The sequence below is a fragment of the Bradyrhizobium sp. CCGUVB4N genome (genome assembly GCF_024199945.1).
Classification (GTDB): Bacteria; Pseudomonadota; Alphaproteobacteria; order Rhizobiales; family Xanthobacteraceae; genus Bradyrhizobium.
In genome coordinates this window covers 4,431,892-4,457,340 of sequence record NZ_JANADP010000001.1, presented here as the reverse complement: position 1 = coordinate 4,457,340, position 25,449 = coordinate 4,431,892, and the positions used below count along the sequence as shown (strand labels likewise).

The following is a 25,449-nucleotide window of genomic DNA, read 5'->3' as shown; positions in this document are numbered from 1 at the left end:
GAGATTTGTCGATGCTGTTCTCCCGCAGGCTTATGCTCGGCCTCGCCATGGCAGGCTCTATGGCAGGCGCCCTCGCCGTCCCGGCGCTGGCCGGTGAAGGTCCGACCGAGATCGATCTGTTCTTCCCCGTTCCCGTCGACGGCAAGCTCGCCCGCGACATGGGCACGCTGATCAAGGAGTTCAACGAGACCCATCCCGAGGTCAAGGCGACCGCGGTCTATACCGGCTCCTATGACGACACGCTGATCAAGACGCGCGCCTCGATCAAGGCCGGCAAGCCGCCGGCCGCCGTGATCATGTCGGCCAACTTCCTGCTCGACATGCAGATCGAGAACGAGCTCACCAATCTCGACGGCCTGATCGCCGCCGACGGCAGCACCAAGGAAAAGTTTCTGGGCCAGTTCTTCCCGGCACTGCAGGGCAACGCGGTGATCGATCGCTCGGTCTACGGCGTGCCCTTCCACAATTCGACGCCGCTGCTCTACATCAATGCCGACAAGGCGAAGGAAGCCGGCCTCGATCCGAGCAAGCCGCCGCAGACCTGGGCCGAGCTCACCGACTGGGCCAAGAAGCTCACCAAGCGCGAGGGCGACAAGGTGACCCAATGGGGCATCGCGATCCCCTGCGCCTACGACTATTGCGGCTGGATGATGGAAACGCTCACCATGACCAATGGCGGGCGTTACTACAACGAGGAGTTCGGCGGCGAGGTCTATTACGATACGCCCTCGATGCTCGGCGCGCTGACCTGGTGGAACGACCTCGTGAGCAAGCACAAGGTCCACCCGCCCGGCGCGACGCCTGGCCCTGCCGTCAGCACCTCCTTCATCTCCGGCAACGCCGCGATGATGATGCTGTCGACGGGCTCGCTGACCTATGTGCGCGAGAACGCCAAGTTCAACTACAAGGTCGCCTTCATCCCGCGCAACGTCCGCAACGCCGTGCCGATCGGCGGCGCTTCGCTGATCATTCCGGCCGGCGTGGAAGCTGACAAGCAGAAGGCCGCCTGGACGCTGATCAAGTGGATGACCTCGCCCGAGAAGAGCGCCTGGTGGAGCCGTGCGACGGGCTATTTCGCCCCCAACATGGCCGCCTACAAGACGCCTGACATGGTCGACTTCCTCAACAAGAACCCGGACGCCAAGACCGCCGTCGAGCAGCTCGACGTCGCAAAGCCCTGGTTTGCGACCTACAAGACCGTGCCGGTGCGCAAGAACCTCGAGGACGAGGTGATGCTGGTCCTCAACGGCAAGAAGCAGCCGAAGGAGGCGCTCGTCGCCGCCCAGAAGGCCGCGGACGAGACGCTGAAGCCGTACAACGCCGAGACGTCGCTGAAGCTGCCGTAAGCAGGAGCTTCGTAGGGTGGGCAAAGGCGCACAGCGCCGTGCCCACCTTCTCTATCCCTTGAGCGACGGGCACGCTTTGCTTTGCCCACCCTTCGAAACCGAGGCTGCCGCAAGACCGCAGCTCATCGCAAAGAACAATCTTCGGCGCCTCGGCACGCGGGGCGCCGAAGACGTTTTTGGACGCCTCCATGATGGCGACGATGCCCCCTCGCCCGAGTCCGGCGATGTCCACCACTGCGTCATAGCGACCGGATAGCTAACGACCCTTGACGGGAAGAAAAAAGTCAGCTCAACCTTAGAGATTATCAAAAAATCAGCTACGCCACCAAACCCACTGACCGAGAGAATTCAAGAGCTCCCAGGCCGCCCGAATTAGATCGCGGGCAAGAACTTTTCTTACATCGTGATGTCGGGACTCCTGAAGAGCGCCACGACATCGATAGATTTTCGCCGTGCGCGGAGCACGGGCAGCTAGACATTGTCAGGAGATATTAGAATGGCATTGGACAAAAATCTAATCGAGGAAATGGCTGTCGCGGGCCGCAAAATTTATCTCGCCGAAAAGGATGACCCAAAACTTGGACCATTGCGCTGGCTGCCGGGCACATGGAAAAACACCCCGGAACTCGCGGGCCATGGGTTCAATATAATTTCACTCCCATTCGGCGGCTCGCCCAATGGGTATCGATTGCTGATGAACCAATATGACGAGGTCCTGAACTTTCTTGTGGCAGACGTCGGGGTGCCCAACAGAGGGGTCAATCCAGCAGATGGCACGCAAACCGATCAAACCGCCGTTGCCTTGAGCTATAGTCAAATTATTACTCAACGATCGAATGAAGACTCTTATCTTGTGAGCGTCACAGGCCCTGACTCAACGCTGGGCAAGACCGACATATCGGAAAAATTCAACGGCCATGGGATACATCATGAACCAGGTCTATGGCTTTTCATGACTGATCAAAATATTTCTCAAGAAAGCGGTGCCGAAGTGTCGGTAGCGCGCATGGGAAGTATTCCTCATGGCAACAGCTTTATCGCCGTTGGATCTGCAAGCACATCAGACTGGACGCAGCTTCCCGACGAGAAAAAGAGGCCCCCGATTCCGCGCATCAATGGTGTGGTTGTTGGGGGCGGCTCTGATCCTGATGAGCGCGCTCTCGACCCAATAAGAAACTCTGCGGGCAATATTATCAATGGAGATTACTTTGCTCCTTACAGATACTTTCACGAAAATCCGTTCAAGGGGGATGGGACAATTAATGGATTTAGCGGATTCGAACCGGTCAATCCGACGCTTCTTTTGAGGCACACTTTCGAAAATTTTCTCAAAGGCATCGGAACGATCAAACAGGTTACCACTCTTCAAGTTGATTCCACGATCGATCATTCCGGCATCAACAGAGTAACAAATCCCAGTATTGGCAACACACCATTCATCACGCGCCAAGCCGACACAACGGCGATGAACTGCACGTTTATTATATATGAGATAGAGGACTCAAAAACCGGAGCGCTGCGATATTTCCTGCAATACGCTCAAAACGTCATTCTGGATTTCATCAATCGACCGGACGGACATCCAGGCAGAGCGAGATGGCCTCACATTTCCATCAACACGTTGGAACGTGTTGAGGCCGCGGCGAGGACAGAAGCAATCATGGAGAGCTTGCCGTCGCGATGACCTGGTGGGACGACATCGTCTGGAAGCACAAGGTCCACGCGCCCTGCGCGACGCCGGGACCCGCCGTCAGCACCCCCTTCATCTCCGGCAACGCCGCGATGATGATGCTCTCGAAGCCGTACTATGCCGAGACGTCGCTGAAACTGCCGTAAGAGCGTAGCTCATCTCAAGGACCAATCTTCGGCACTCCGTCATGCGGGGCGCCGAAGTCGTTTTGGTCAGGAATAGCGGCCAGGTCCTCGATCACCTCACCGCCATACACTGGAAGTACGCGATCGATCTTGCGATGCCGGCACCATGAACACCGACGTCTGGGACAAAATCTACACGATCAACAAATACTATGACGGACCCGAACTCGGCGTTGCCGACTATCTGGGAAAACCGCACATCTACGAACGACAGTTCGACGGAGAGAGAGACGACTACGCGTCGCACTTCCTGTTGAGCCCGATCGATCCGGACTTATTCTCGTTGGTGCTGGAGGATTGGGAGATCTGGCTGCGGTGGCAGAGTGCGTATCGGCAGGGACAAACTCCCCACGAAACCCAACCCGCCCTGCTCGAGGACCGCCAACGTCACGACGAACTCGTAAAACTGATCGGCGACCGCCTCAAGGCCGAACCCAAGCACAGCTTCAGGAAATGGGCCCGGTTCAAGGCCGAGAAGGTTCAATGGGTCGATGCGCCGACTGAGCCCAACGTCCTACCGGCTGACTAGTCCTATCCCGGGCAGCCCCGCCCCATTAACCCCCCGTCCACCATTCCAGTCGCCCCGCCGCCGGTAACCATTTGAATTAACAGAGCGTCAACGCACCGCCGACAAATCTAACGGTGTTTCTGGAGATTTCCGCCGTGGATTTGCTGGTTTTCGAGTTCCTGGGGTTGGCGCTGGTTGGCATGTGCCTGATCGTGGTGGCGCTACCCTGCGCCCGCAAATCCTCGCACCGGATCCGCTACGAGTAGGAATTTCGGCCGACGGGGGCGATTCCAGCCTAATGCAAGGCTCGAATTCGCTCCAACCCCCTTGACATCACAGCGCTTTCGGCAGAACGGCTGATGGCAAGTGTCATGGGCCGTTCATGGATTTGATTACCACCACCGCTGACCTCGCGGCTGCCTGCAGCCGGCTGGCCAAGCACCCCGTCATTACCGTCGATACCGAGTTCCTGCGCGAAACCACCTACTACCCGCTGTTGTGCGTGGTGCAGATGGCCAGCGCCGAGGAAGCGATCGTCATCGACACCCTGGCCGAGGGCATCGACCTCAAGCCGTTCTTCGAGCTGATGGCCAACGAGAGCGTGCTGAAGGTGTTCCACGCCGCGCGTCAGGACATCGAGATCATCTGGCACCAGGCCAACATCATCCCGCATCCGGTGTTCGACACCCAGGTCGCGGCCATGGTGCTCGGCTATGGCGACAGCATCGCCTATGACGCCCTGGTCGAGAAGGTCACCGGCCACCGGCCGGACAAGACCCACCGCTTCACCGACTGGTCGCGCCGGCCGCTGACCAAGGAGCAGATGCACTACGCGGTCTCCGACGTCACGCACCTGCGCGACGTCTTCGCAGCACTGGATGCCGATCTGAAGAAGCGCCGCCGCAGCGAATGGGTCTCCATCGAGATGGAGATCCTGACCTCGCCCAAGACCTACGACTTCCACCCCGAACGCGCCTGGGAACGGCTGAAGACGCGGGTGCGCAAGCCGAAGGACCTGGCCGTGCTGATGGAGGTCGCCGCCTGGCGCGAACAGGAAGCCCAGAGCCGCGACGTGCCGCGCGGCCGCGTGCTGCGTGACGAGGCCATCAGCGATATCGCCACCCACGCGCCGAACACGCTGGAGAAGCTCGCCCATCTGCGCTCGGTGCCGAAGGGCTTTGAGAAGTCCAAATGGGGCGCCGACATCGTCGCCGCCGTCGAGCGCGGGCTGGCGCGGGATTTCTCGACGCTGCCGAAGCTGGAGAAGCCGCGCAACAACAACAATGGCGCGGCGACCGTCGAGCTGCTGAAGGTGCTGCTGCGCATGACCGCCGAGCGCCATGCCGTGGCCAGCAAGGTGATCGCGACCGTCGACGATCTCGAGGAGATCGCAGCCGACGACGAGGCCGACGTGCCGGCGCTCCGCGGCTGGCGCCGCGAGCTGTTCGGCGACAACGCGCTGAAGCTGAAGCGCGGCGAGCTGGCGCTTGCGATCGAGAAGGGTCGCGTGATCGGGGTTCAGCGGGCTTAGGCCCCGATAGCCTCCCCAATGTCGTCCCGGCCTAGTGCGCAATTGCGCACGGGGGGCCGGGATCTATAGCCCCAGGGAGTGGTTTGGCGAAGACCGGACGTTGTTCGTTCGTAGGTTCGACGACCGCCCAACCTCGATAGATCACGCGGTATGGGTCCCGGCCCCCCGTGCGCAATTGCGCACTAGGCCGGGACGACACCGCATATGCGGCGGGCAGCTCCGCCTTGAAGGATCAGCCCTACGCCTGCGGCAGCTTGGCCACTTCGGGCTTCATGTCGTCCAGCACGCCAGTGATCGCCGCGATCAGCTCGTCGATCTGGGCCTTGGTGACGATCAGCGGCGGGCAGATGGCAATGGCGTCGAGCATGTTGCGCGAGATCACGCCGCGCTCCTGGAGCATGCGGCTCGCCATGCCGCCGACGGCGCCGGGCGTCGCGGCTGCGGTCTTGCGGCCCTTGTCGAGCACGAGCTCGAGCGCCGCGATCATGCCGACGCCGCGGACCTCGCCGACCAGCGGATGGCTGGTGAGCTCGCGCAGCTTGGCCTGCATGTAGCCGCCGAGTTCGGCGGCATGCGCGACCAGGCCGCGCTCCTCGATGATCTTGAGGTTTTCCAGCGCGATCGCCGAGCCGACCGGATGGCCGCCCGCGGTGAAGCCGTGGCCGAGCACGCCGATCTTGTTGCTCTCATCGGCGATCGGCTCGAACATGCGGTCGTTCATGATGATCGCCGACAGCGGGAAGTAGCTGGAGGTGATCTGCTTGGAGACCACCATCGCATCGGGCTTGATGCCGTAGGTCTCGCAGCCGAACATCTTGCCGGTGCGGCCGAAGCCGCAGATCACTTCATCGGCGATCAGCAGGATGTCGTACTTCTTCAGCACCGCCTGGATCTTGTCCCAATAGGTCGCCGGCGGCACGACGACGCCGCCCGCCCCCATCACCGGCTCGCCGAAGAAGGCCGCGATCGTGTCGGGTCCCTCCTTCTGGATCAGCGCGTCGAGCTCCTCGGCCCGGCGCGTCGCGAAGGCTTCCTCGCTCTCGCCGGGCGCGCCGTCCTTGTAGAAATGCGGCGAGCCCGTATGCAGGATGTTCGGCAGCGGCAGGTCGAACGAACGATGGTTGTTGGGCAGGCCCGTGAGGCTCGCCGACGCAATGGTGACGCCGTGATAGGCGCGCATGCGGCTGATGATCTTCTTGCGCTGGGGCTGGCCGAGCGCGTTCGAACGATAGGCGATCAGCTTGAGAACGGTGTCGTTCGCCTCCGAGCCGGAATTGGTGAAGAACACCTTGCTCATCGGCACCGGCGCGAGCGCGACCAGCTTCTCGGCGAGGTCGATCGAGGGCCCGTGCGATTTGGCCGAGAAGGTGTGATAGAACGGCAGCGCCTGCATCTGCTTGTGCGCGGCCTCGACCAGGCGCTTCTCGTTGAAGCCGAGCCCGACGCTCCACAAGCCCGCCATCGCCTCGAAATAGCGCTTGCCCGACGCGTCGAACACGTAGGGCCCCTCGCCGCGCTCGATCACCAACGGACCTGCCTGCTGATGGGCCCGCGCGTTGGTGTAGGCGTGGAGCTGGTAGGCCACATCGCGGGCTTCTTGCGAATTGGGCAGGATGGACATTTGCAGGGATCCCTTAAGTCATGACGTCGCCGCTGCGGCCAACGCCATCGCTCGATTGTGAGATTACTTGGCTATTGCGACGACGCAAAACTTGCAACGCCAATTCGTCGGCAGCAAGCGCTCAGCAGCGATGCACAAAGCCGCACTCGAGGCAGCGCTCAGGTCGCGCCGTCGTCATGTCCCTCTTGGTCGGCTGCGGCTTCCTTCACCTCGACCAGCGCCATCGAGAGCAGATAAACGGTCGTGGACAGGCCGATCCGGCGCGCCGCCTCGACGGCACGCGACAGATCGCTCGCCAGCTCCTTGAGTTCGTCCTCCCGAGACAATGTCCCACCCATCCATCCGCCGATCGCGTCTCTCTCAGACTGCGACGGCGCCGCTGGTTCTGATCAGTTCGGCGCTGGACTGGAGTGTAGCAAAGTTGGCGATGACATTCACCACCGACTGCTTGTAGGCGGCCGCCTCGGTTGTTCCCGGCTGCCGGCAGGCGACGGCATCGACGACCACCTGGTAGCGGTGGCTGCGGTGAAATCCCTCGACGGCGGTGGCCAGGATGGTTTCGTCGAGGGAAAAGCCCGTTACCACGCAGCCGACATTGCGGATGCTCGACATGTAATCGGCGAAACGCGACGAGCTGTAGGCCGACGGCAAGGGGTGCTCGAACGTCATCTCGCCCGGACGCGGCCTCGTTTCCGCGATCCAATCGGTCAGTCTGGATGACGGATTGAACCAGGCCGCCTGCGCGATGCGCTTCAAATGCAGCACCGGCCAGAGGTTGCTGCGCCACAGCGTCAGCAGTTCCAGGCAGCGCAACGTCGTGGCGTCGCCGTCGAGAATGACGTGGCGGCGCCCGGGGGCCAGATATTCGACCTGGAGATCCGCGCAAACCAGGATCAACGGATCGTCGTGGACGGAGACCGGCATGGTTTTGCGCAGAGCTGCACCAGTTTCAGCGGTCGGCGAGCGCGAGGTCCCGCAGCGGCGACGTCACTGCTCGCCCCGCCGATGCGTCGAGCACGCCCGGCCGGTCCCAGTCGCCCTCCGGGCGGATGATGACGTAGGGATCGCTGTCCAGCGTGATGGCGTCCGGCCCCGGCTCGATCTCCAGCAGCATTTCCGTGTAGGAGAAATCCGAGAAGGTGATCTTGCGATTGTGGCCCAGCGGCTTGGCGCCGAAATGAGCCCAGAAATCGACCAGCCGATCCTGTGCCTGACCATAGATCTTGCGGAACCCCTTGCGCTTCACATAGTCGACGCTGGCCTGCACCAGCTTGAACGAGATGCGCGAGCGCCGATATTGGTGACGCACCGCAAGCCGCTCGACCTTGGCGAAGTCGCCGAAGAAGCGCACCCGCAAACAACCCGCCGGCTCGTTGCCGATGTAGCCGATGAAATGAGCGGCAACCATATCGTTGCCGTCGAACTCCTCATCGAACGGACAATCCTGCTCGGCGAGATAGACCGCGGAGCGAATGGCCGTGACCAGCATGAGGTCGCTCGGATCGCGCGCAAGGCGAACTGTGATCGCGCGGGAGTCAGGCTTGGCGAGGGGAATCCTAGTGCCGTGCATCTGAAAAACTCCTTGATTGGATGACCGCGCCCGGCATGAGCATCGGCTGCCGATGCCAGGGCCGCTCGTAACACCAGAGGTCGCGCTGGAAGCTCGAAATGGGCGTAAAGCCCGTAGCCTTCATGATTTCACGTCCGGCCACGGTTGACGGCTGCGCATAGCAGTCCGCGCCGCGAAACCTTATCTGCCGAAGATGCGCCGAGGCCTTGCCGAGACCGGCGATGCCGCGGCCGGTGGCCGCGATCGCCCAGATGTAGATCGCCGAAACATCCTCTTTCGCGGAAGCGAGGTAGTGCGTCTCGGGCGCGGTCAGACAGATATCGTCGAGCAGCAAGGCATCATGCCCGCGGTCGTTGAGGAACAGGAAGGCCATGCCGCCGAGCAGATGGCCGTTCCGACTGAAGGTCAGGATGCTCTCGGGATCCCAGGCGAAATATGTCTCAAGCTCCATCGTCCCGATCTGCACGCCGGGCACCAGGCGGTGCGCCATTTCCGAAAGCGCTGCGATTTCTCCGAATTGCGCGCACCGGACATCCACCTCGGGGCTCAGCGGCAAGGCATCGAAATCATGCCTTGCGGCAAACGAGCCCCTTTCCATACTCATGTCGTCCCTCTATCGTTCAGGGGTTTTGTACGCCGCTATGGGGGGAAGCTTAGCGGCTGGAGATCAGGAGTATGCAGCAACAATTGCACCGGGGCGCTGCATTGATGCAGCACCATGAAGAAGCGCTAAATGCGTCCTGGGACGATTTGAAACTCTTTTTAGCTTGCGCGAAATTTAAAAGTTTCCGGAATGCAGCCGAAGAGCTCGGGCTGACCTCCACCACATTGATGCGCCGCATCGACCGGCTCGAAGAGAGCATCGGCTGCAAGCTCTTCCTGCGCGACCAGAGCGGGCTCACGCTCAGCGACGAAGGCACCTCGATGATCGCCGACGTCGCGCATATGGAGCGTCACGCCTTCAACGTCTTCCGCCGCGCCTCGCGGTCCTCGAACGACACCTCCGGCACGGTGCGCGTCGCAGTGACGGAAGGCCCCGGCAATTTCTGGATCCTGCCGCGACTGATCGATTTCCAGAAGACCTACCGCAAGATCACCGTCGACCTGCGTTGTGCGATGGAACAAGCCGACGTCGCGCGGCTGGAGTCGGATATCGCGATCCAGCTCGAGCCGCCGACCAATCCCGACCTGATCGTCGCCAAGCTCGGCCGGCTGCACATCTATCCCTTCGTCTCGAGGGACTACGCCGACCTCTACGGCGTGCCGGCGACGCTCGCCGAATTGTCGAGCCACCGCATCATCAAGCAGAGCGCGCCGCAGGTCGACGACGGCGCCTATGCCCGCGTGCTCGGGTTGAAATCGCTGGAAGGCATCGTCGGGATCAAGACCAACTCGTCGGTCGGCGCGCTCTACGCGGTCGAGCGTGGCGCCGGCATCGGATTCCTGCCGACGGTGTCGATCGCGCTCGGTGCGCCGCTCGTCGCCGTCGACCTCGGCGTCAGCCACCATGCCGACCTCTGGCTGACCTATCACAAGGAGTTCCGCGCCTCCGAGCGGCACAAGATCGTGGTCGACTGGCTGAAGAAGATCTTCGATCCCAAGACCCACCCCTGCTTCCGCGACGAATTCATCCATCCGAACGCGCTGGTGCCGATGATGACGGCCGCGCGCGAAGGCTTTGGATTGTCCGGATACGTTGCCGCGACGCCGAAGTAAGCGCAGATCGTCGTTTTGCGCGTCACCACCGATATTCGAAGCCGATCGTGCCCTGATGCGATGTCAGCTCGTTGCGGAACTTGCCGTCGTAATTGACGTAGAGCCGCGCGGTGTTGGTCAGGCTGAGTGACGCGGAGGCGCCGGCGTCCATGCCGTATCGGCTCTCGCCGATGCCGGGGACGACGATGTTCTGGGTGCCGAGGCTGACCTGGACCGCGCCCAGATCCTGATAGAAATTGTCGACGAACTTGCCGTAGGCCGAGAGGTCCAGGATCTTCTGGTCGAAGATGAAGTAGCGCCCGATCTCGGCGCCGATCATGACGCGCGCACGCGCCAGCGCGCTCGAGCCGACGTTGAGCGGATCGAGTCCGCCCGCCTCCTGGAACGCCGCGCCGGTGGCCCGCACATATTCGATCGCGCCCTTGGGAACGACGCGCATCTGGTCCTTGGTCCAGTAATAGCTGATCTCGGTCAGTGCCCCGTCGACCGCGGCGCGATAGCCCGCCGTGGCGAAGCCGAAGCCGGTGTCCCGGCTGGAGTGGACCTTGCCGAAACCGTGCACCAACGCAAAGGCCCAGGTCCACGGTCCCTTGTCGACAGAGCCGTTGAAGCCGATCTGGGTCAGGTCGAGCGTCGCCGACTGCAGCGCCAACGGCACGTCGATATCGGTATGACTCTGGTCGACGGAGAAGCCGAGATTGACGCCCGGTGCGACCCGCGCACCGAAACCGGCGACGCCGCCGAACGTCTTACGCTTGTCGCCGACGAAATCGCCCTGCGGATCGGTCCGAAGCGAAATGCCGTAGCCCTCGTACCAGGTGCGGTAACGCGGATCCTCCGTGCTCGCCGAGGCTCCGCCACCGCCGGGGTTGGTGCGGAAGGCGCGATTGACGCCGCCGGAGGCCTGGTTGCCGAGGCGCTCCAGGAAGTTCGAGCCGAGATTGAGCGCACTGTTGCCGGCCGACTGGTCGTAATTGGTCGCGGTCGGGACCGGCACCGGCGTCGGTGATGCCGTGGGCGTGGGGGTCGGCGTGGGCGTCGGACTTTGCGCCAGCACGGGCGTCACAGCCGACAGCATCACGACGAGCGCGAACGCCATAGCGATTGCCGTCACGATCCGGCGGACGCGGTCCAGCCCAATCATCTGCCGTGTCCCGGTAAGCTGCGAGGCGCAGCGCATGACGAAGAATCCCAAAGCAAGATGGCGGCCCGCAAAAATACAACACGAACCGTGAGCGGGTGCGGCGATTTGTGCCGAACTGCCACGAGGGGTCAACCGGTTGGCACGCTATCGCAGGGGCGATTGCCCACGATTGTGGTTCCGGCGCCACAGGTCGCAAATTGCAGCGGGACATCTCCGGTATGGTCTTGAAATTCGCGCGCGGCTTGCTAGCGCGCGATTTTCGTGTTGGAATACTGCACACAATCGGAATTGGCCGCTCGGCTGTGCGTTTCGCGACAATGAGACTCGAACAGACTTCCGGAAGCCCGTTTGTGACGTGGCACGCGAAAAGCGGCCGCGTCTTTTTAGTATCTAGCGGAGGAGACTAACGATGCCACAAAAGGGCACCGTCAAATGGTTCAACCCGACCAAGGGTTATGGGTTCATCAAGCCGAACGGCAGCGATAAGGACGTGTTTGTCCACATCTCGGCCGTCGAGCGCGCCGGACTCTCGACCCTGAATGAGAACCAGGTGGTTGAATACGACCTCGTGGAGAACCGCGGCAAGTCGTCCGCGGAGAACCTCAAGGTCTCCTGATTTCTCTCAAAGCGATGCGCGAGAGATCATGACGATGCCCCCGGCTCTGCCGGGGGATTTTGTTTGGGGACGTCGAAAACGCGACCGCGATTCAGTGCGCCACCGGCGCAACCAGAAAATTCTCCGACGCCGAACTGCCTGCGGTCTTGCAGACATCGCCCTCGATCTTGACCTTGCCGGTCGCGAGCAGGCTCAGCGCAGCCGGATAGATGCGATGCTCGATTTCGAGGATGCGCTCCGACAGCGTCTCCGCCGTATCGTGATCGCTCACGGGCACCGCGCCCTGCATCACGATCGGCCCCGCATCGGTCTCGGGGATGACGAAATGCACCGTCGCCCCAGACAGTTTGACGCCGGCGCGCAAGGCCTGGCCATGCGGGTCGAGGCCGGGGAAGGACGGCAACAGCGAGGGATGGATGTTGAGCATCCGTCCGTACCAGGCCCTGGCGAAGTCGGCGGTGAACAGGCGCATGAAGCCGCCGAGGCAAATCAGCTCGATGCCGTGCTGGTCGAGGGCGGCCTGCAGCACCGCCTCGAAGCCGGCGCGGTCCTTGCCGAACGGCTTGCTCTCGATCACCAGCGTTTTCACGCCGGCCGCCTTGGCCCGTTCGAGCCCGAGCGCACCGGCCTTGTTCGAGATGACCAGCGAGATCTCCGCCGGGAAATCCGCAGCAGAAGCTGCCTTGATCAGCGCGGACATGTTGGAACCGCGGCCGGAAATCAGGATGGCGACGCGGCGCTTCATCACAGCGCCAGATCGAGATGGCCGTTATAGACGACGCGGTGCTCGCCCTCGGCCGGGATCACGGTGCCGAGCTGCGCCGCGGTCTCGCCGGCGTCGGTGAAGACCCGCACGACCTCGTCGACCTTCTCGGGCTCGACGATCGCGATCATGCCGATGCCGCAGTTGAAGGTCCTGAGCATTTCGAGCTCGGCGATGCCGGCTTGCGCCGCCAGCCATTTGAACACCGGCAGCACCGGCAGGCGCGCCAGATCGATGCCGACGCCAAGATGTGCAGGCAGCACGCGCGGAATGTTGTCGGTGAAGCCGCCACCGGTGATGTGGGCGAGGCCCTTCACCGCAGCGGTTTCGCGGATCGCGCGCAGGCAGGATTTGACGTAGAGCCGCGTCGGCGTCAGCAGCGCGCCGCCGAGCGTCATGACCGGCGCGAACGGCGCCTGCGCCTCGAAGCCGAGGCCGGACTGTTCCACGATCTTGCGCACCAGCGAGAAGCCGTTGGAATGCACGCCCGACGAAGCAAGGCCGATCACGGCGTCGCCCGCGGCAATGTCCTTGCGCGGCAGCAGCGTGCCCCGCTCGGCAGCGCCGACGGCAAAGCCGCCGAGGTCATAGTCGCCGTCCTTGTAGAGGCCGGGCATTTCGGCGGTCTCGCCGCCGATCAGGGCGCAGCCGGATTCACGGCAGCCCTCGGCGACGCCGGCAACGATCGAGGCGGTGGCCTCGGGGTCGAGCTTGCCGCAGGCGAAATAGTCCAGGAAGAACAGCGGCTCGGCGCCCTGCACCACGAGGTCGTTGACGCTCATGGCGACGAGGTCGATGCCGATCCCGCCATGCAGGCCGGTCTCGATCGCGATCTTGACCTTGGTGCCGACACCGTCGGTGGCCGCGACCAGGACGGGATCCTTGAAACCGGCCGCCTTGAGGTCGAACAGGCCGCCGAATCCGCCGATCTCGGCGTCGGCGCCGGGCCGTGCGGTGGCGCGGACCATCGGCTTGATCAGGTCGACCAGGCGGTTGCCCGCATCGATATCGACGCCTGAATCGGCGTATGTGAGGCCGTTTTTGCGGTCGGTCATGCCCGATTTCCAGTGGGTTTGCGGCTGGTTACGTCGAATTCCGGGGACGCGCAATGGCAAGCGTGGCGCCCCGCCCTATACTATGTAGAGATATCAACCGGTTCAGCCTCTTTGGAGGCCGGATTCGAGGTCAGACCGGGTGCCGGGAAGCGCCGCGTGAGTATTCCGAACATCATTACCCTGGGCCGCATCATGCTGGTCCCGATCATCGTCTGGGCCATCGTGTCGAGCCAAATGGAGGTGGCATTCGCCGTCTTCCTGGTCGCCGGCATCAGCGATGCCGTGGACGGCTTCCTGGCCAAGCGCTTCAACATGACCAGCGAGCTCGGCGCCCTGCTCGACCCGCTGGCCGACAAGGCGCTGCTGGTGTCGATCTACCTCGCGCTCGGCATCTGGGGCGACATTCCGCGCTGGATCGTGATCCTGGTGGTGTCGCGCGACATCATGATCGTCACGGCCGTGATCGTGTCCTGGCTGTTCGACAAGCCGGTCGAGATGAAGCCGTCGATGGTCTCCAAGCTCAACACTGCGGCCCAGGTGGCCTATGCGGCGCTGGTGCTGGCCTCGCTCGCCTTCGGCTTCAGGCCGGCGCCGTATGATATAGTCCTGATGGGCTTCGTTACGGTGTTCACGCTGTCCTCCGTGTCGCTCTATCTCGTCGAGTGGTTGCGGCACATGAGCACGATCGAGGCCAAATGAGCCGGGACGCGGCCGCCCTGCAAAAGGCCAAAACCCGATCGAATAGATCGAATCTCTTCAGACAAAGCCGGCGCGCCGGCACGGAGCAAAGCAAGCGTGGCAGGCCGCGTTCATCCCCGACAATTGGCGTTTTCGCTTCCGCATGCGGAGAGCCTCAGCCGGGACAATTTTCTCGAGGGCCCTGCCAATGCCGCCGGTCTCGCGCTGATCGACGGCTGGCCGGAATGGCCGAACCGGATCATGTGGCTCGCCGGCCCCGAAGGCTCGGGCAAGAGCCACCTCGCCGCGATCTGGGCCGAGGAGGCCGGCGCGCGCTCGACCACGGCCAATGCGCTGACCGCGGCCAGCGTCCCCGGCGCGCTCGCGACCGGCGCGCTGGTGGTCGAGGATCTCAAGGCCGGGGATCTCGACGAGCGCGCCCTCTTCCATCTGATGAACCTCGCCCGCGAGGACGGCGCCTATGTACTCTTCACCGGCCGTGAGGCGCCGGCGGCGATCGAGGTCGAGCTCCGCGACCTCCGCTCCCGGCTGCGGACGATTCCGGTGATTTCGCTGGCGCTGCCGGACGACCAGCTATTCCGCGGCCTGATCGTCAAGTTCTGCGCCGACCGTCAGCTCTCCGTCGACGAAAGCGTGGTGAGCTACCTCGCGACCCGGCTGGAGCGGTCGTCGGCCGCCGCCCGACGCGCCGTGGAATTGCTGGACGGCGAGGCACTGCGGCTCGGCCGCCCCGTCACCCGGGCGCTCGCGGCCGAGCTGCTCCGGGACGCCTGACCGCCGGCCCCTGTCCCCTTGGCCCGCTTGACGCGGCGCGGCCGCGGAACATCAATGTCATCGAAACGTCATCGCACTAACACATGCTCCGGCCGGTTTTGCGCATAAGTCGCAAATTGGGGCGAACTGGATGGACCGACTTCTCATGGATTCCGCGCAAACTGTTGAAATAAAAGAGAAAGCCACGGAAGCCGAGGGCCTGCCGGCGATCGCCTCGAGCCCTGAGCGATTCATCAACCGCGAACTCTCCTGGCTGCATTTCAACCGCCGCGTCCTGGAAGAATCGGTCAACGCCAGCCATCCCGTGCTGGAGCGGGTACGATTCCTGTCGATTTCCGCAAATAACCTCGACGAGTTCTTCATGGTCCGCGTCGCCGGCATCAAGGCGCAGGTGCGTGAGGGCATCGCCGAGCGCGCCCCCGACGGCCTGACGCCGTCCGAGCAGCTTGCGCTGATCAACCGAACGGTCTCGCAGCTCGCCTCCGACCAGCAGGCGATCTGGGCCGATTTGCGCGGCACGCTCGCCGGCGTCGGCATCGTGCTGGTCGATGGCAAGGACGTCAGCAAGGCGGAGCGGACCTGGCTCGAGGACTATTTCCTCAACAACGTGTTCCCGCTGCTGACGCCGCTGGCGATCGATCCAGCCCACCCCTTCCCGTTCATCCCGAGCCTCGGCTTCACCATCGCGCTGCAGCTCACGCGCGCCATCGACGGCAAGCAGATGAACGCGCTGATCCGCATGCCCGGCAAGATCGACCGCTTCATCCGTCTTCCGGGCGACGGCAAGGAGAACAAGGTCGTACGCCTGATCTCGCTGGAGCAGGTGACCGGCCTTTTCATCAATCGCCTGTTCCCCGGCTACAATCTCCACGGCCAGGGCGCCTTCCGCATCATCCGCGACTCCGAGCTCGAAATCGAGGAAGAGGCCGAAGACCTCGTCCGCCTGTTCGAGACCGCGCTGAAGCGCCGCCGCCGCGGATCGGTGATCCGGCTCGAGATCGACGCCAAGATGCCGGAGCAGTTGCGCAGCTTCGTGCAGCACGCGCTCTCGGCGGCCGACGACGAGGTGTTCCTGGTCGACGGCGTGCTCGCCATGAACGAGCTTTCGCAACTGACAAGGCTCGACCGGCCCGACCTCGAATTCACCCCTTACGTGCCGCGCCATCCCGAGCGCGTGCGTGAGCATGGCGGCGACATCTTTGCCGCGATCCGGCAGAAGGACCTCGTGGTCCATCACCCCTACGAATCCTTCGACGTGGTGGTGCAGTTCCTGCAACAGGCCGCGCGCGATCCCGACGTCGTCGCGATCAAGCAGACGCTCTACCGCACCTCCAACAACTCGCCGATCGTGCGCGCGCTGGCCGAAGCGGCCGAGGCCGGCAAATCCGTCACCGCGCTGATCGAGTTGAAGGCGCGCTTCGACGAAGAGGCCAACATCCGCTGGGCGCGCGACCTCGAACGCGCCGGCGTGCAGGTGGTCTACGGCTTCCTTGAATTGAAGACGCACGCAAAGCTTTCCATGGTGGTGCGCCGCGAGGGCGGCAGCCTCACCACTTACGTCCATACCGGCACCGGCAATTATCACCCGGTCACCGCGCGTATTTATACGGACCTCTCCTACTTCACGTCGGAACCGACCATCGGCCGCGACGCCGCGCGCGTGTTCAACTTCATCACGGGCTATGCTGCACCGAGCGATCTGGAGAAGATGGCGGTGTCGCCGCTGACGCTGCGCAAACGCATCATCGAGCACATCCAGGGCGAGACCGAGCACGCGCGTCACGGCAAGCCCGGCGCGGTTTGGATGAAGATGAATGCGCTGGTCGACCCCGATATCATCGACGCGCTCTATGAGGCCTCACAGGCCGGCGTGCAGGTCGAGCTCGTGGTGCGCGGGATCTGCTGCCTGCGGCCCGGCATTCCCGGCCTTTCGGAGAACATCCGCGTCAAGTCGATCATCGGACGGTTCCTGGAACATGGTCGAATCTACTGCTTCGGCATGGGCCAGGGCCTGCCGAGCGCGAAAGCGGCTGTGTATATCTCGTCGGCCGATATGATGCCGCGCAACCTCGACCGCCGCGTCGAGGTGCTGTGTCCGCTGCAAAATCCCACGGTGCATCAGCAGGTTCTCGAACAGATCATGGTCGCGAATCTGAAGGACAATGAGCAGAGCTGGCAATTGTTGCCGGACGGGTCCTCAACGCGTATGAAGGCCGCGAAGGGCGAGGAGCCCTTCAACGTGCACAACTACTTCATGACAAATCCGAGTCTGTCTGGCCGTGGAAAGTCGCTCAAGGAATCCTCGCCGCGCCGTCTCACGCGCCGAAACGAACGCCATCAGTCCTGACCGGAGATCTTTGCCGTGAAACGGCCGCGCAAGCGTGGCGCTAGCGTCGCGGTCATCGACATCGGCTCCAACTCGGTTCGTCTCGTCGTCTACGAGGGACTGACACGCAGCCTGATTCCGATCTTCAACGAGAAGACGCTGTGCGGCCTCGGGCGTGAGGTGCAGAGCACGGGTCTGCTCGCGCCGGATGCCGTCGACAAGGCGCTGACCTCGCTGAAACGTTTTCGGGCGTTGTGCCGCGTGATGCAGGTCGGCCGCGTGTTCGCGATCGCGACCGCGGCCTGCCGCGACGCTTCCAACGGCCCCGACTTCATCGCGAAAGCCGAGCGCATCTGCGCCGTTAAAATCGAGATCCTGTCGGGACCGCGCGAAGCAAAACTGTCGGCGCTCGGCGTAATCTCGGGCATCCATCGTCCCGACGGCATCGTCGGCGATCTCGGCGGCGGCTCGCTCGAACTGATCGACGTACGCGGGAACAGCGTACGCAGCGGCGTGACACTGCCGCTCGGCGGCCTCGCGCTGCAGGACCTCGCCCACAAATCGCTCAAGCGCGCCGACCGCATCGTGCGCGAGGCGATCGACGAAGTTCCGCAGCTCGCCGCGGGTCGTGGCCGCACCTTCTATGCCGTCGGCGGCACCTGGCGTGCGCTCGCGCGCATCCACATCATCCAGAGCGGCTATCCGCTCCAGGTGATGCACGGCTATTCGATTCCCGCCGCTGAGGCGCTCGATTTCTCACGTCGCCTCCGGCGGCTTGCAGCCACCAACATGCTTGCCGACATCGAGGTCGTCGCGGATGCGCGGCGCCCTCTCCTCACCTACGCAGCGCTGGTGCTCGAGCATATCATCCGGGTCGCGAAGCCGAAGACCATCGTGTTCTCGACCTTCGGCGTGCGCGAGGGCCTGCTGCACGAGAAGCTGCCGGACTCCGAGCGCAACAAGGACGGCCTGATCTGCGCCGCCGAAGAGCTGAACCAGCTCTTGTCACGCTCGGCCAAGCACGCCCGCGAGCTGATTGCCTGGACCGATCGCCTCGCACGCGTGGTGAAGCTGCGCGAGACCGAGGAAGACCGCCGCCTCCGCCACACAGCCTGCCTCCTGTCCGACATCGGTTGGCGCGTCCATCCCGACCATCGCGGCGAACAGACGCTGAGCCTGGTGGTCAACGCCAATTTCGGCGCGATCGACCACCGCGAGCGCGCCTTCGTCGGCCTCTCGGTGTTCTATCGCTATGCGGGTCTCAGCGAGGAAAACCAGCCGCCGCTGACCATGCAGGAATTGCTGACCCCGGCGCAGCTCGAACGCGCCCGCCTCCTTGGGGCAGCGTTCCGTGTCGCGCATCTGATCTCAGCAGCGCGCCCGGGCGTCCTGCCCGCCACGCATTTCCGCAGCCAAGCGCGCAATCTGATGCTGGTGTTCGAGCACAGGCTCGGCGACCTCGTCGCCGACCGCGTCGGCAGCCGCTTCAAGCAGCTCGCCCGGCTGATCGGACGTTCGGGGTCGATCGTCCGGCGTTAGAAACTACTCCGCCGACGCCTTGGCGTGGTGCTCGGAGGCCTCGAGCGCGGCATGGCTCAGCCGGCGCCGGCGCCAGATCGCGCCGACCAGCAGCACGACGACAACGCCGAGCAAAGCGCAGAGATATTCGGCGCCACCGCCGCCATGGGCGAATTGCGGCGGGATGTGCAGAGTGCCGAGCATCTGGTCCAGCGCGGCGCCGAACGGACCCTCGGACAGCGAATGCAGCTTCGGCGCGATGCCGGGATCGGTGGCGATCACCTCTCCGGCGATCCAGCCGAGCAGCGCCGCACCGGCCCAGACCAGGATCGGCAGCTTCGACAGCAGCGCCATGATCAGCGCCGCGCCCGCAACGATCAGGGGCACGCTGATGGCAAGGCCGAGCACCAAAAGCGGCACGCTGCCATTGGCGGCGGCCGCGACCGCGATGACATTGTCGAGGCTCATGACGATGTCGGCGACGACGACGATCTGCACCGCCTGCCACAGATGCGAGGCCGACTCGACGCCGTCCTCGTCCTCGTTTTCCGGCACCAGCAGCTTTGCCGCGATCACGATCAATGCGAGGCCGCCGACCAGCTTGAGGTACGGCAGCTCCATCAGGCTCGCGACGATGCCGGTGAAGATGATCCGCAGCAGCACCGCAGCACCCGCACCGAGCACCATGCCCCAGAGCCGGTGCCGCGGCTTCAGGCCGCGGCAGGCAAGCGCGATCACCAGCGCGTTGTCGCCAGACAAAAGGATGTTGATCCAGATGATCTTGCCGACCGCAATCCAGAAGGTCGGTTCGGCCATCTCATTGCGGAACTGGGTGAAGAATGCCCCGATCGTGGCGGGATCGAAGATCTGCCAGAGCCAGTTCACAATAAGTCCTTTCGCCCCGTCGACTTAACTTATCGGCTGAAAGCTCAGCCGACGATCTCGTTGCCCGAGAAGAACTGCGCGATCTCGATCGCGGCGGTCTCCGGGGCGTCCGAGCCGTGGGCGGAGTTCTCGCCGATCGACTTTGCGTAGAGCTTGCGGATGGTGCCGTCGGCCGCCTTGGACGGGTCGGTCGCGCCCATGGCGTCGCGGTACTTGGCGATCGCACCCTCGGCTTCCAGCACCTGGACCACGACCGGGCCCGAGGTCATGAACTCGACCAGCTCGCCGAAGAACGGGCGGGCCTTGTGGACGGCGTAGAACGTCTCGGCCTGTTCCTTGGTCATGCGGATGCGCTTCTGCGCGACGATCCGCAGGCCCGCCTTCTCGATCACGGCGTTCACGGCGCCGGTCAGGTTACGCGCGGTCGCGTCGGGCTTGATGATCGAGAAAGTGCGTTCGATGGCCATGATCTTGTCCTTGAAGAGAAAAAGGGTGGTTTGGAGTTGCGGGGCTTATATCGGCGCCTTCGCGATCCGGCAAGCGACCGCCGGAACAGCCCACGGGCGCTTCGCCGCAGGGCCAGGCCGAGAGGCTGAGCCGAATTCCAACATGGATTACAACGATTTCACGCAGATGAACCCAATCTGAAGGCCCCATGAGGGTTTGGTTCAGCCTCGCTGGCCTAATGTCAGGTCCATCGAAACCAAAGCCTCCTCCCGAGGCGGATCGTTTCGGCGGCCTTTCCATCGACGCGATAGCCCCGCGCCGGCAGTTTTGAGGAGATCATCATGTTGAGGAAACTTTCGCTCGCTGCAGTCGCCGCGGTCGCGCTGGGTGCCGCGCTGGCTCCCACCTCCGCCTCCGCTCACTGGCATGGCGGCGGCTGGGGCTGGCACGGCGGTGGCGGCTGGCATCACGGCGGCTGGGGCTGGGGCGGACCGCGCTTCTACGCTGCCCCCGTCTCCTACGGTTATGGCGGCTGCTATGTGCGCCGGCTGGTCCCGACCCCCTGGGGACCCCGCTGGCGGCTGATCAACCGCTGCTACTGAGCCCGACAGAACCTTCCTGAGGTGCCGTTCCCCCCCTGCGGTACCTTCCAAGAGAGGCCCCGGCGTTCCCCCCGCCGGGGCCTTGTCTTTGGGCAGATACGGCGAATTCATACAATTTTCACTAGAATGGCTGACGTCCCCAACAACCGGCGAAACCATTTTGGGGGCCAATGACTTGGTACCGTGTCGTTACTTTGAACACACGGAACTCCGAGATGGCTGGCCTTTTTGCCAATGAGAGCGAACAGATCGACCGGCGCACCAGCCGCTCGATTTGCGATGCCGTAGGCGAGCGGCTTCAGCAAAGCCTTCGTCCCGACCCTCGGCTCCCGACACATCTCGAGCAGCTGATGGACGAGTTGAGGAAGCGCGAACGCGAGTCGCACTGACGAAAAAATCGGGTTGCGTTTGATCCCGCCTGCGGTGACAAGGCCGCATGCTCTCCATCACCGATCTCTCCATCCGCCTCGCCGGACGCCTTCTGATCGACAGTAGCTCCGTGCAGATCACGCCCGGCTCGCGCGTCGGCATGGTCGGGCGCAACGGCACCGGCAAATCGACGCTTTTCAAGGTGATCCGCGGCGAGCTGGCCGCCGAGCACGGCTCGGTGACCCTGCCGCCGCGTTGGCGGGTCGGCAGCCTGGCCCAGGAAGCGCCGAACGGCCCCGAAAGCCTGATCTCGGTCGTGCTCAAGGCCGACCTCGAGCGCGACGCGCTGCTTCACGAAGCCGAGAGCGCCACCGATCCGCACCGGATCGCCGAGATTCAGACCCGGCTCGTCGACATCGACGCGCACTCCGCCCCGAGCCGCGCCGCCGCGATCCTGTCCGGCCTCGGCTTTTCCGCCGCCGACCAGCTGCGTCCCTGCGCCGAATTCTCCGGCGGCTGGCGCATGCGCGTGGCGCTGGCGGCGACCCTGTTCGCGGCCCCGGACCTGCTGCTGCTCGACGAGCCCACCAACTATCTCGACCTCGAAGGCACGCTGTGGCTGGAGGATCACCTCGCGCATTATCCGCGCACGGTGATCGTGATCAGCCATGACCGCGACCTGCTGGAGAGCTCGGTCGACCAGATCCTGCATCTGGAGCGCGGCAAGCTCACGCTCTACAAGGGCACCTACTCCTCCTTCGAGGAGCAGCGCGCCGCGCGCGAGTTGCTCGATGCCAAGGCGGTCAAGCGCCAGGAGGCTGAGCGTGCCCGCCTGCAGGCCTTCGTCGATCGCTTCAAGGCCAAGGCCTCGAAAGCGCGCCAGGCCCAATCCCGCGTCAAAATGCTGGAGCGGCTGAAGCCGATCACGGCCCTGGTGACGGAGGACGTGCGCGAGATCACCTTCCCGGCACCGGAGAAAATCCTGTCGCCGCCGATCATCGCCGTCGACAACGCCTCGGTCGGCTACGATCCGGCCACGCCGGTGCTGAGCCGCGTGACGCTGCGCATCGACAACGACGACCGCATCGCGCTGCTGGGCGCCAACGGCAACGGCAAGTCGACGCTCGTCAAGCTGCTCGCCGCGCGTCTCGCCCCCTTCTCCGGCAAGGTGACGCGCGCCGACAAGCTCTCGATCGCCTATTTCGCGCAGCATCAGCTCGACGAGCTGAACGAGGACGCGTCCGCCTACGATCACGTCCGCAAGCTGATGGGCGATGCACCCGAGGCGAAGGTGCGGGGACGCGCCGGCGCAATCGGCTTCTCCGGCAAGGCGGCTGATACGAAAGTTGGAAAACTGTCGGGCGGCGAGAAGGCGCGGCTGCTGCTGGGGCTCGCGACGTTCTACGGCCCCAACATGATCATCCTGGACGAGCCGACCAACCATCTCGACATCGACAGCCGTGCAGCGCTCGCCGAAGCCATCAACGAGTTTCCCGGCGCGATCATCATGGTCTCGCACGACCGCTATCTGATCGAGGCCTGCGCCGACCAGCTCTGGATCGTCGCCGACCGCACCGTGACCAATTACGACGGCGACCTCGACGAGTATCGCCGCCTGGTGCTGTCCTCGCGCAACGCCGAGCCTGCCCCGCGCGAGCGCAGCGCGCCCAGCGAGAAGCCGCAGCGCCCGAAATCGGACAATCGCGGCTCGCTGAAGAAACGCATCGCGGAGGCCGAGAGCGAGATTGCGCGGGTCACCGAGATCATCACCAAGATCGATACGGCACTCGCGCTGCCAGACATCTTCACGCGCGATCCCAAGCAGGCCGCGCAGCTCTCAAAGGCCCGCGCCAATGCGGCCGATGCGCTGGCGCGCGCGGAGGAACAGTGGCTCGAGGCGAGCGCGCAGTTCGACGAGGCGGCGGGCTAGGTTCAAAACCTGAAAACAACCCCATGCACAGTAGCGGGGCGCTGGCCGACAATGCGCCACTCGGACAATGTAAGACGTTGAAATAACTTATTAAAATTCAATAGTCGGTATTCGCACCCGACCCCGCGCCCATGGCCTGCAGCCGTGGTCAGGCAAAGGCCACAAAGCCTGTCCTGCCCCGCCGATAATTGGGCCGGTGGCACAAACTGCACATCTCAGCGCGGCCGGTAAACGATAGTTTGTTCCCATCGACGAAAGCCAAGGTTTTCTCGATGTACCGCGCAAGAGTCTTCGGCGTTTCCCGTCTGCGAACCTCAACAAGGCATCTCAGAGGGACGAGCCTTCTGTGCGGCTTGCTGCTCCTTTTCAGCCTGCTGTTTTTCGGATCACCCAGCTACGCCAGCGAGACGGCAAAGCGCATCCTGATCCTGCATTCGTACAATTACACGTTTCCAGCGACGTCCATGGCGTCGGACGGAGCACGCAGTCGCCTGCTGGAAGGTTCGCGCGAGAAGATCGAGCTCAACGCCGAGTATCTCGATCTCGCTCGCTTTTCCGAACCGGGCCACGAATCCCTCATGGCCCACTTCCTCCGGGACAGATATGCGCAGAGACGACCCGACATCGTGGTCGTCATCGGCGGCGACGCCCTCCCCTTCGTGATCCAGCACCGGGACGATTTCGCGCCCCACGTTCCCGTTGTCTTTCTCGGTGTCTCGAGGCAGGGCTACGAAGCGGCAAAGCCACCGCCCGACGTGACCGGCCACATGGTCGACCTCGACGGAAATCTGACCAGGACCATCGATTTGGCCGAGCGTCTCCAACCGGAGGCGCAGCGCCTCTTCATCATCGCGGGAAGCGGACTTGTCGATCGCCGATGGCAAGTCATCGCCCGAAGGATCATCGAAGCGCGCGACCGCAAGCTCGAAACAACCTATCTGTTCGACCTGCGTTATGATGAGCTCATCGCCAAGGTCGCCGAGATCCCCAACGACGCGATCGTCATTATGCTGTCGATGTTTCGCGACGGCGGCGGAACGGCCGTAATGCCGTCCGAGGTCACGGCCCAGGTCGCCAAATCTTCGCCGGCACCGGTTTATGCGCCGTATCCCTATCCGGTGAGAGGCTTCGTTGGCGGGTTCAGCGAAAACTACGACGCGATGGGACGCACTGCAGGCGACATCGCGCTGGAAATTCTCGGAGGCAAGGACCCGGCTTCGATTCCGCCACGAACCAGCTCTGAAGCGGCCTACCGGGTGGACCACCAGGCCATGCTGCGATGGGGTCTGAATGAAAGCAATCTTCCGCCTGACTCCGTGGTTCTCTTCAAGCAGCCCGGCGTCTGGGAACTTTACCGTCGCTACATCATCGGTGCGGGATCCCTCGTCGTTCTCCAATCGATCCTGATAACCGCACTGATCGCACAGCGCTCGCGCCGCTGGGCGGCAGAGCGGGACAACCGCGCCAAGGAGAGCGCACTGCGAACCAGCTATGAGCAGCTACGGTACCTCGCCGGACGACTGATCAATGCGCAGGACGAAGAGCGCCGTCGGATCGCGCGCGAACTGCATGACGACGTCGGCCAGCGCATCGCTTCGCTGTCGATCGGATTGAGCAGTCTGAGACGTCACCTTCCGGTCTCGCAAGATTTGACCAAGAACGAGCTGTCCCGACTTCAGCGGCTGACTGTCGATCTGGCGGAAGACATGCGCGAGCTTTCACACGGCTTGCACCAGGGCGTGCTCGAACATGCCGGATTGCCGGAAGCGTTGCGCGAGCGCTGCGAGGAGATCGCCCGGAACTCGAACACGTCGATCGACCTCGACGTCGCAGACGGCTGCGCCGAGGTCGCGGACGACGTCAAACTGTGCCTGTACCGGGTTGCGCAGGAAGCGCTGCGGAACATTGCCAAGCATGCCCATGCCCGGCGCGCAAACATCTCGGTGGCCCGCGAGCAAGGGCAGATCGTGATGAAGATCGTCGACGACGGCGATGGCTTCGACGCGAGTACGGACGGCGGCCATTGCGGTCTCGGGCTGCTGAGCATGCGCGAACGCGTCAGGATGCTGGGCGGCACGTTCGAGATCATTTCGGCGCCGAACGCCGGCACCATCGCCACCACCTCTATTCCCGCCGGAGGCTCCCAATGAGGCC

At 63.6% G+C, this 25,449-nt stretch carries 25 protein-coding genes; 15 read left to right on the top strand and 10 right to left on the bottom strand.

The genetic code is table 11. The features are described from left to right. The first annotated feature begins 11 nt into the window (after positions 1–11). The 5 genes from NLM31_RS20180 (at position 12) to rnd (ending at position 5,260) form a co-directional block, all read left to right on the top strand. Positions 12–1,346: an ABC transporter substrate-binding protein gene (locus NLM31_RS20180; protein ID WP_254193381.1), complete on the top strand. Its 1,335-nt coding sequence runs from the start codon at positions 12–14 to the stop codon at positions 1,344–1,346. A gap of 496 nt (positions 1,347–1,842) precedes the next feature. Continuing rightward, positions 1,843–3,030, top strand: coding sequence for a heme-binding protein (locus NLM31_RS20175; RefSeq protein WP_254193380.1), 1,188 nt, complete (start codon positions 1,843–1,845; stop codon positions 3,028–3,030). Next, positions 3,027–3,182, top strand: coding sequence for a hypothetical protein (locus NLM31_RS20170; protein ID WP_254193379.1), 156 nt, complete (start codon positions 3,027–3,029; stop codon positions 3,180–3,182). The genes NLM31_RS20175 and NLM31_RS20170 overlap by 4 nt, the downstream gene beginning before the upstream one ends. A gap of 145 nt (positions 3,183–3,327) precedes the next feature. Beyond that, positions 3,328–3,750 (top strand): hypothetical protein, encoded by a 423-nt coding sequence (locus NLM31_RS20165; protein ID WP_254193378.1) that lies wholly within the window; start codon positions 3,328–3,330, stop codon positions 3,748–3,750. 361 nt (positions 3,751–4,111) lie between these two features. After that, positions 4,112–5,260: a ribonuclease D gene (gene rnd / locus NLM31_RS20160; RefSeq protein WP_254193377.1), complete on the top strand. Its 1,149-nt coding sequence runs from the start codon at positions 4,112–4,114 to the stop codon at positions 5,258–5,260. A 238-nt stretch (positions 5,261–5,498) separates the two neighbouring features. On the opposite strand, the gene NLM31_RS20155 is transcribed toward rnd, so the two are convergent. The 5 genes from NLM31_RS20155 to NLM31_RS20135 form a co-directional block, all read right to left on the bottom strand. Beyond that, on the bottom strand, positions 5,499–6,881 hold the full coding sequence (locus NLM31_RS20155) for an aspartate aminotransferase family protein (protein WP_254193376.1): 1,383 nt from the start codon (positions 6,879–6,881) through the stop codon (positions 5,499–5,501). Positions 6,882–7,039: 158 nt separating this feature from the next. Next, on the bottom strand, positions 7,040–7,207 hold the full coding sequence (locus NLM31_RS20150; protein WP_254131030.1) for a hypothetical protein: 168 nt from the start codon (positions 7,205–7,207) through the stop codon (positions 7,040–7,042). A gap of 34 nt (positions 7,208–7,241) precedes the next feature. Next, positions 7,242–7,805, bottom strand: a complete 564-nt coding sequence (locus tag NLM31_RS20145; protein ID WP_254193375.1) for an isochorismatase family protein — start codon at positions 7,803–7,805, stop codon at positions 7,242–7,244. Positions 7,806–7,830: 25 nt separating this feature from the next. Continuing rightward, the gene (locus NLM31_RS20140; RefSeq protein WP_254131028.1) at positions 7,831–8,451 is read right to left on the bottom strand and encodes a GNAT family N-acetyltransferase; all 621 of its coding nucleotides are present in this window, start codon (positions 8,449–8,451) and stop codon (positions 7,831–7,833) included. Then, positions 8,438–9,055: a hypothetical protein gene (locus tag NLM31_RS20135; protein ID WP_254131027.1), complete on the bottom strand. Its 618-nt coding sequence runs from the start codon at positions 9,053–9,055 to the stop codon at positions 8,438–8,440. The genes NLM31_RS20140 and NLM31_RS20135 overlap by 14 nt, the downstream gene beginning before the upstream one ends. A 71-nt stretch (positions 9,056–9,126) precedes the next feature. On the opposite strand from NLM31_RS20135, the gene NLM31_RS20130 reads away from it, so the two are divergent. Beyond that, complete coding sequence (locus tag NLM31_RS20130) at positions 9,127–10,167, top strand: LysR family transcriptional regulator (RefSeq protein ID WP_254131026.1); 1,041 nt, start codon at positions 9,127–9,129, stop codon at positions 10,165–10,167. 22 nt (positions 10,168–10,189) lie between these two features. Here NLM31_RS20130 and NLM31_RS20125 read toward each other — a convergent pair whose 3' ends face one another. Further along, entirely contained in the window at positions 10,190–11,347 is a 1,158-nt protein-coding gene (locus tag NLM31_RS20125; protein ID WP_254193374.1) for an autotransporter outer membrane beta-barrel domain-containing protein, read from the bottom strand. Between the two features lie 373 nt (positions 11,348–11,720). On the opposite strand from NLM31_RS20125, the gene NLM31_RS20120 reads away from it, so the two are divergent. Then, positions 11,721–11,927 (top strand): cold-shock protein, encoded by a 207-nt coding sequence (locus tag NLM31_RS20120; protein ID WP_008129967.1) that lies wholly within the window; start codon positions 11,721–11,723, stop codon positions 11,925–11,927. A gap of 91 nt (positions 11,928–12,018) precedes the next feature. Here the strand turns inward: NLM31_RS20120 and purN are convergent, their stop codons facing one another. Both purN and purM read right to left on the bottom strand, forming a co-directional pair. Continuing rightward, positions 12,019–12,672: a phosphoribosylglycinamide formyltransferase gene (purN, locus tag NLM31_RS20115; protein WP_254193373.1), complete on the bottom strand. Its 654-nt coding sequence runs from the start codon at positions 12,670–12,672 to the stop codon at positions 12,019–12,021. Next, on the bottom strand, positions 12,672–13,745 hold the full coding sequence (gene purM, locus NLM31_RS20110; protein WP_254193372.1) for a phosphoribosylformylglycinamidine cyclo-ligase: 1,074 nt from the start codon (positions 13,743–13,745) through the stop codon (positions 12,672–12,674). The genes purN and purM overlap by 1 nt, the downstream gene beginning before the upstream one ends. 156 nt (positions 13,746–13,901) lie before the next feature. Between purM and NLM31_RS20105 the strand changes: the two genes are divergently transcribed. The 4 genes from NLM31_RS20105 (at position 13,902) to ppx (ending at position 19,083) form a co-directional block, all read left to right on the top strand. Further along, complete coding sequence (locus NLM31_RS20105; protein ID WP_254131022.1) at positions 13,902–14,444, top strand: CDP-alcohol phosphatidyltransferase family protein; 543 nt, start codon at positions 13,902–13,904, stop codon at positions 14,442–14,444. Positions 14,445–14,540: 96 nt separating this feature from the next. Next, positions 14,541–15,218, top strand: coding sequence for a DnaA ATPase domain-containing protein (locus NLM31_RS20100; RefSeq protein WP_254193371.1), 678 nt, complete (start codon positions 14,541–14,543; stop codon positions 15,216–15,218). Between the two features lie 145 nt (positions 15,219–15,363). Next, positions 15,364–17,565 (top strand): RNA degradosome polyphosphate kinase, encoded by a 2,202-nt coding sequence (locus NLM31_RS20095; protein WP_254196235.1) that lies wholly within the window; start codon positions 15,364–15,366, stop codon positions 17,563–17,565. A gap of 15 nt (positions 17,566–17,580) precedes the next feature. Beyond that, the gene (gene ppx, locus NLM31_RS20090; RefSeq protein WP_254131020.1) at positions 17,581–19,083 is read left to right on the top strand and encodes an exopolyphosphatase; all 1,503 of its coding nucleotides are present in this window, start codon (positions 17,581–17,583) and stop codon (positions 19,081–19,083) included. A 3-nt stretch (positions 19,084–19,086) separates the two neighbouring features. On the opposite strand, the gene NLM31_RS20085 is transcribed toward ppx, so the two are convergent. Then, entirely contained in the window at positions 19,087–19,947 is an 861-nt protein-coding gene (locus NLM31_RS20085; protein ID WP_254193370.1) for a TerC family protein, read from the bottom strand. A gap of 44 nt (positions 19,948–19,991) precedes the next feature. Then, on the bottom strand, positions 19,992–20,414 hold the full coding sequence (gene ndk, locus NLM31_RS20080; RefSeq protein ID WP_027535388.1) for a nucleoside-diphosphate kinase: 423 nt from the start codon (positions 20,412–20,414) through the stop codon (positions 19,992–19,994). Positions 20,415–20,735: 321 nt separating this feature from the next. On the opposite strand from ndk, the gene NLM31_RS20075 reads away from it, so the two are divergent. The 4 genes from NLM31_RS20075 to NLM31_RS20060 all read left to right on the top strand — a co-directional run bounded on the left by NLM31_RS20075 (position 20,736) and on the right by NLM31_RS20060 (position 25,445). After that, a complete protein-coding gene (locus NLM31_RS20075) occupies positions 20,736–20,996 on the top strand; it encodes a sulfur globule protein precursor (protein WP_148752965.1) in 261 nt (86 codons plus the stop codon). 215 nt (positions 20,997–21,211) lie between these two features. Next, the gene (locus tag NLM31_RS20070; RefSeq protein ID WP_254193369.1) at positions 21,212–21,385 is read left to right on the top strand and encodes a hypothetical protein; all 174 of its coding nucleotides are present in this window, start codon (positions 21,212–21,214) and stop codon (positions 21,383–21,385) included. 47 nt (positions 21,386–21,432) lie between these two features. Next, a complete protein-coding gene (locus NLM31_RS20065) occupies positions 21,433–23,295 on the top strand; it encodes an ABC-F family ATP-binding cassette domain-containing protein (RefSeq protein ID WP_254193368.1) in 1,863 nt (620 codons plus the stop codon). A 353-nt stretch (positions 23,296–23,648) separates the two neighbouring features. After that, positions 23,649–25,445 (top strand): ABC transporter substrate binding protein, encoded by a 1,797-nt coding sequence (locus tag NLM31_RS20060; protein ID WP_254193367.1) that lies wholly within the window; start codon positions 23,649–23,651, stop codon positions 25,443–25,445. Positions 25,446–25,449 lie beyond the last annotated feature (4 nt).

Coding starts and splice junctions, on each gene's coding strand:
- NLM31_RS20180 (WP_254193381.1), top strand. CDS start 12: ATGCTGTTCTCCCGCAGGCTTATGCTCGGCCTCGCCATGGCAGGCTCT.
- NLM31_RS20175 (WP_254193380.1), top strand. CDS start 1,843: ATGGCATTGGACAAAAATCTAATCGAGGAAATGGCTGTCGCGGGCCGC.
- NLM31_RS20170 (WP_254193379.1), top strand. CDS start 3,027: ATGACCTGGTGGGACGACATCGTCTGGAAGCACAAGGTCCACGCGCCC.
- NLM31_RS20165 (WP_254193378.1), top strand. CDS start 3,328: ATGAACACCGACGTCTGGGACAAAATCTACACGATCAACAAATACTAT.
- rnd (WP_254193377.1), top strand. CDS start 4,112: ATGGATTTGATTACCACCACCGCTGACCTCGCGGCTGCCTGCAGCCGG.
- NLM31_RS20155 (WP_254193376.1), bottom strand. CDS start 6,881: ATGTCCATCCTGCCCAATTCGCAAGAAGCCCGCGATGTGGCCTACCAG.
- NLM31_RS20145 (WP_254193375.1), bottom strand. CDS start 7,805: ATGCCGGTCTCCGTCCACGACGATCCGTTGATCCTGGTTTGCGCGGAT.
- NLM31_RS20140 (WP_254131028.1), bottom strand. CDS start 8,451: ATGCACGGCACTAGGATTCCCCTCGCCAAGCCTGACTCCCGCGCGATC.
- NLM31_RS20135 (WP_254131027.1), bottom strand. CDS start 9,055: ATGAGTATGGAAAGGGGCTCGTTTGCCGCAAGGCATGATTTCGATGCC.
- NLM31_RS20130 (WP_254131026.1), top strand. CDS start 9,127: ATGCAGCAACAATTGCACCGGGGCGCTGCATTGATGCAGCACCATGAA.
- NLM31_RS20125 (WP_254193374.1), bottom strand. CDS start 11,347: ATGCGCTGCGCCTCGCAGCTTACCGGGACACGGCAGATGATTGGGCTG.
- NLM31_RS20120 (WP_008129967.1), top strand. CDS start 11,721: ATGCCACAAAAGGGCACCGTCAAATGGTTCAACCCGACCAAGGGTTAT.
- purN (WP_254193373.1), bottom strand. CDS start 12,672: ATGAAGCGCCGCGTCGCCATCCTGATTTCCGGCCGCGGTTCCAACATG.
- purM (WP_254193372.1), bottom strand. CDS start 13,745: ATGACCGACCGCAAAAACGGCCTCACATACGCCGATTCAGGCGTCGAT.
- NLM31_RS20095 (WP_254196235.1), top strand. CDS start 15,364: ATGGATTCCGCGCAAACTGTTGAAATAAAAGAGAAAGCCACGGAAGCC.
- ndk (WP_027535388.1), bottom strand. CDS start 20,414: ATGGCCATCGAACGCACTTTCTCGATCATCAAGCCCGACGCGACCGCG.
- NLM31_RS20075 (WP_148752965.1), top strand. CDS start 20,736: ATGTTGAGGAAACTTTCGCTCGCTGCAGTCGCCGCGGTCGCGCTGGGT.
- NLM31_RS20070 (WP_254193369.1), top strand. CDS start 21,212: ATGGCTGGCCTTTTTGCCAATGAGAGCGAACAGATCGACCGGCGCACC.
- NLM31_RS20065 (WP_254193368.1), top strand. CDS start 21,433: ATGCTCTCCATCACCGATCTCTCCATCCGCCTCGCCGGACGCCTTCTG.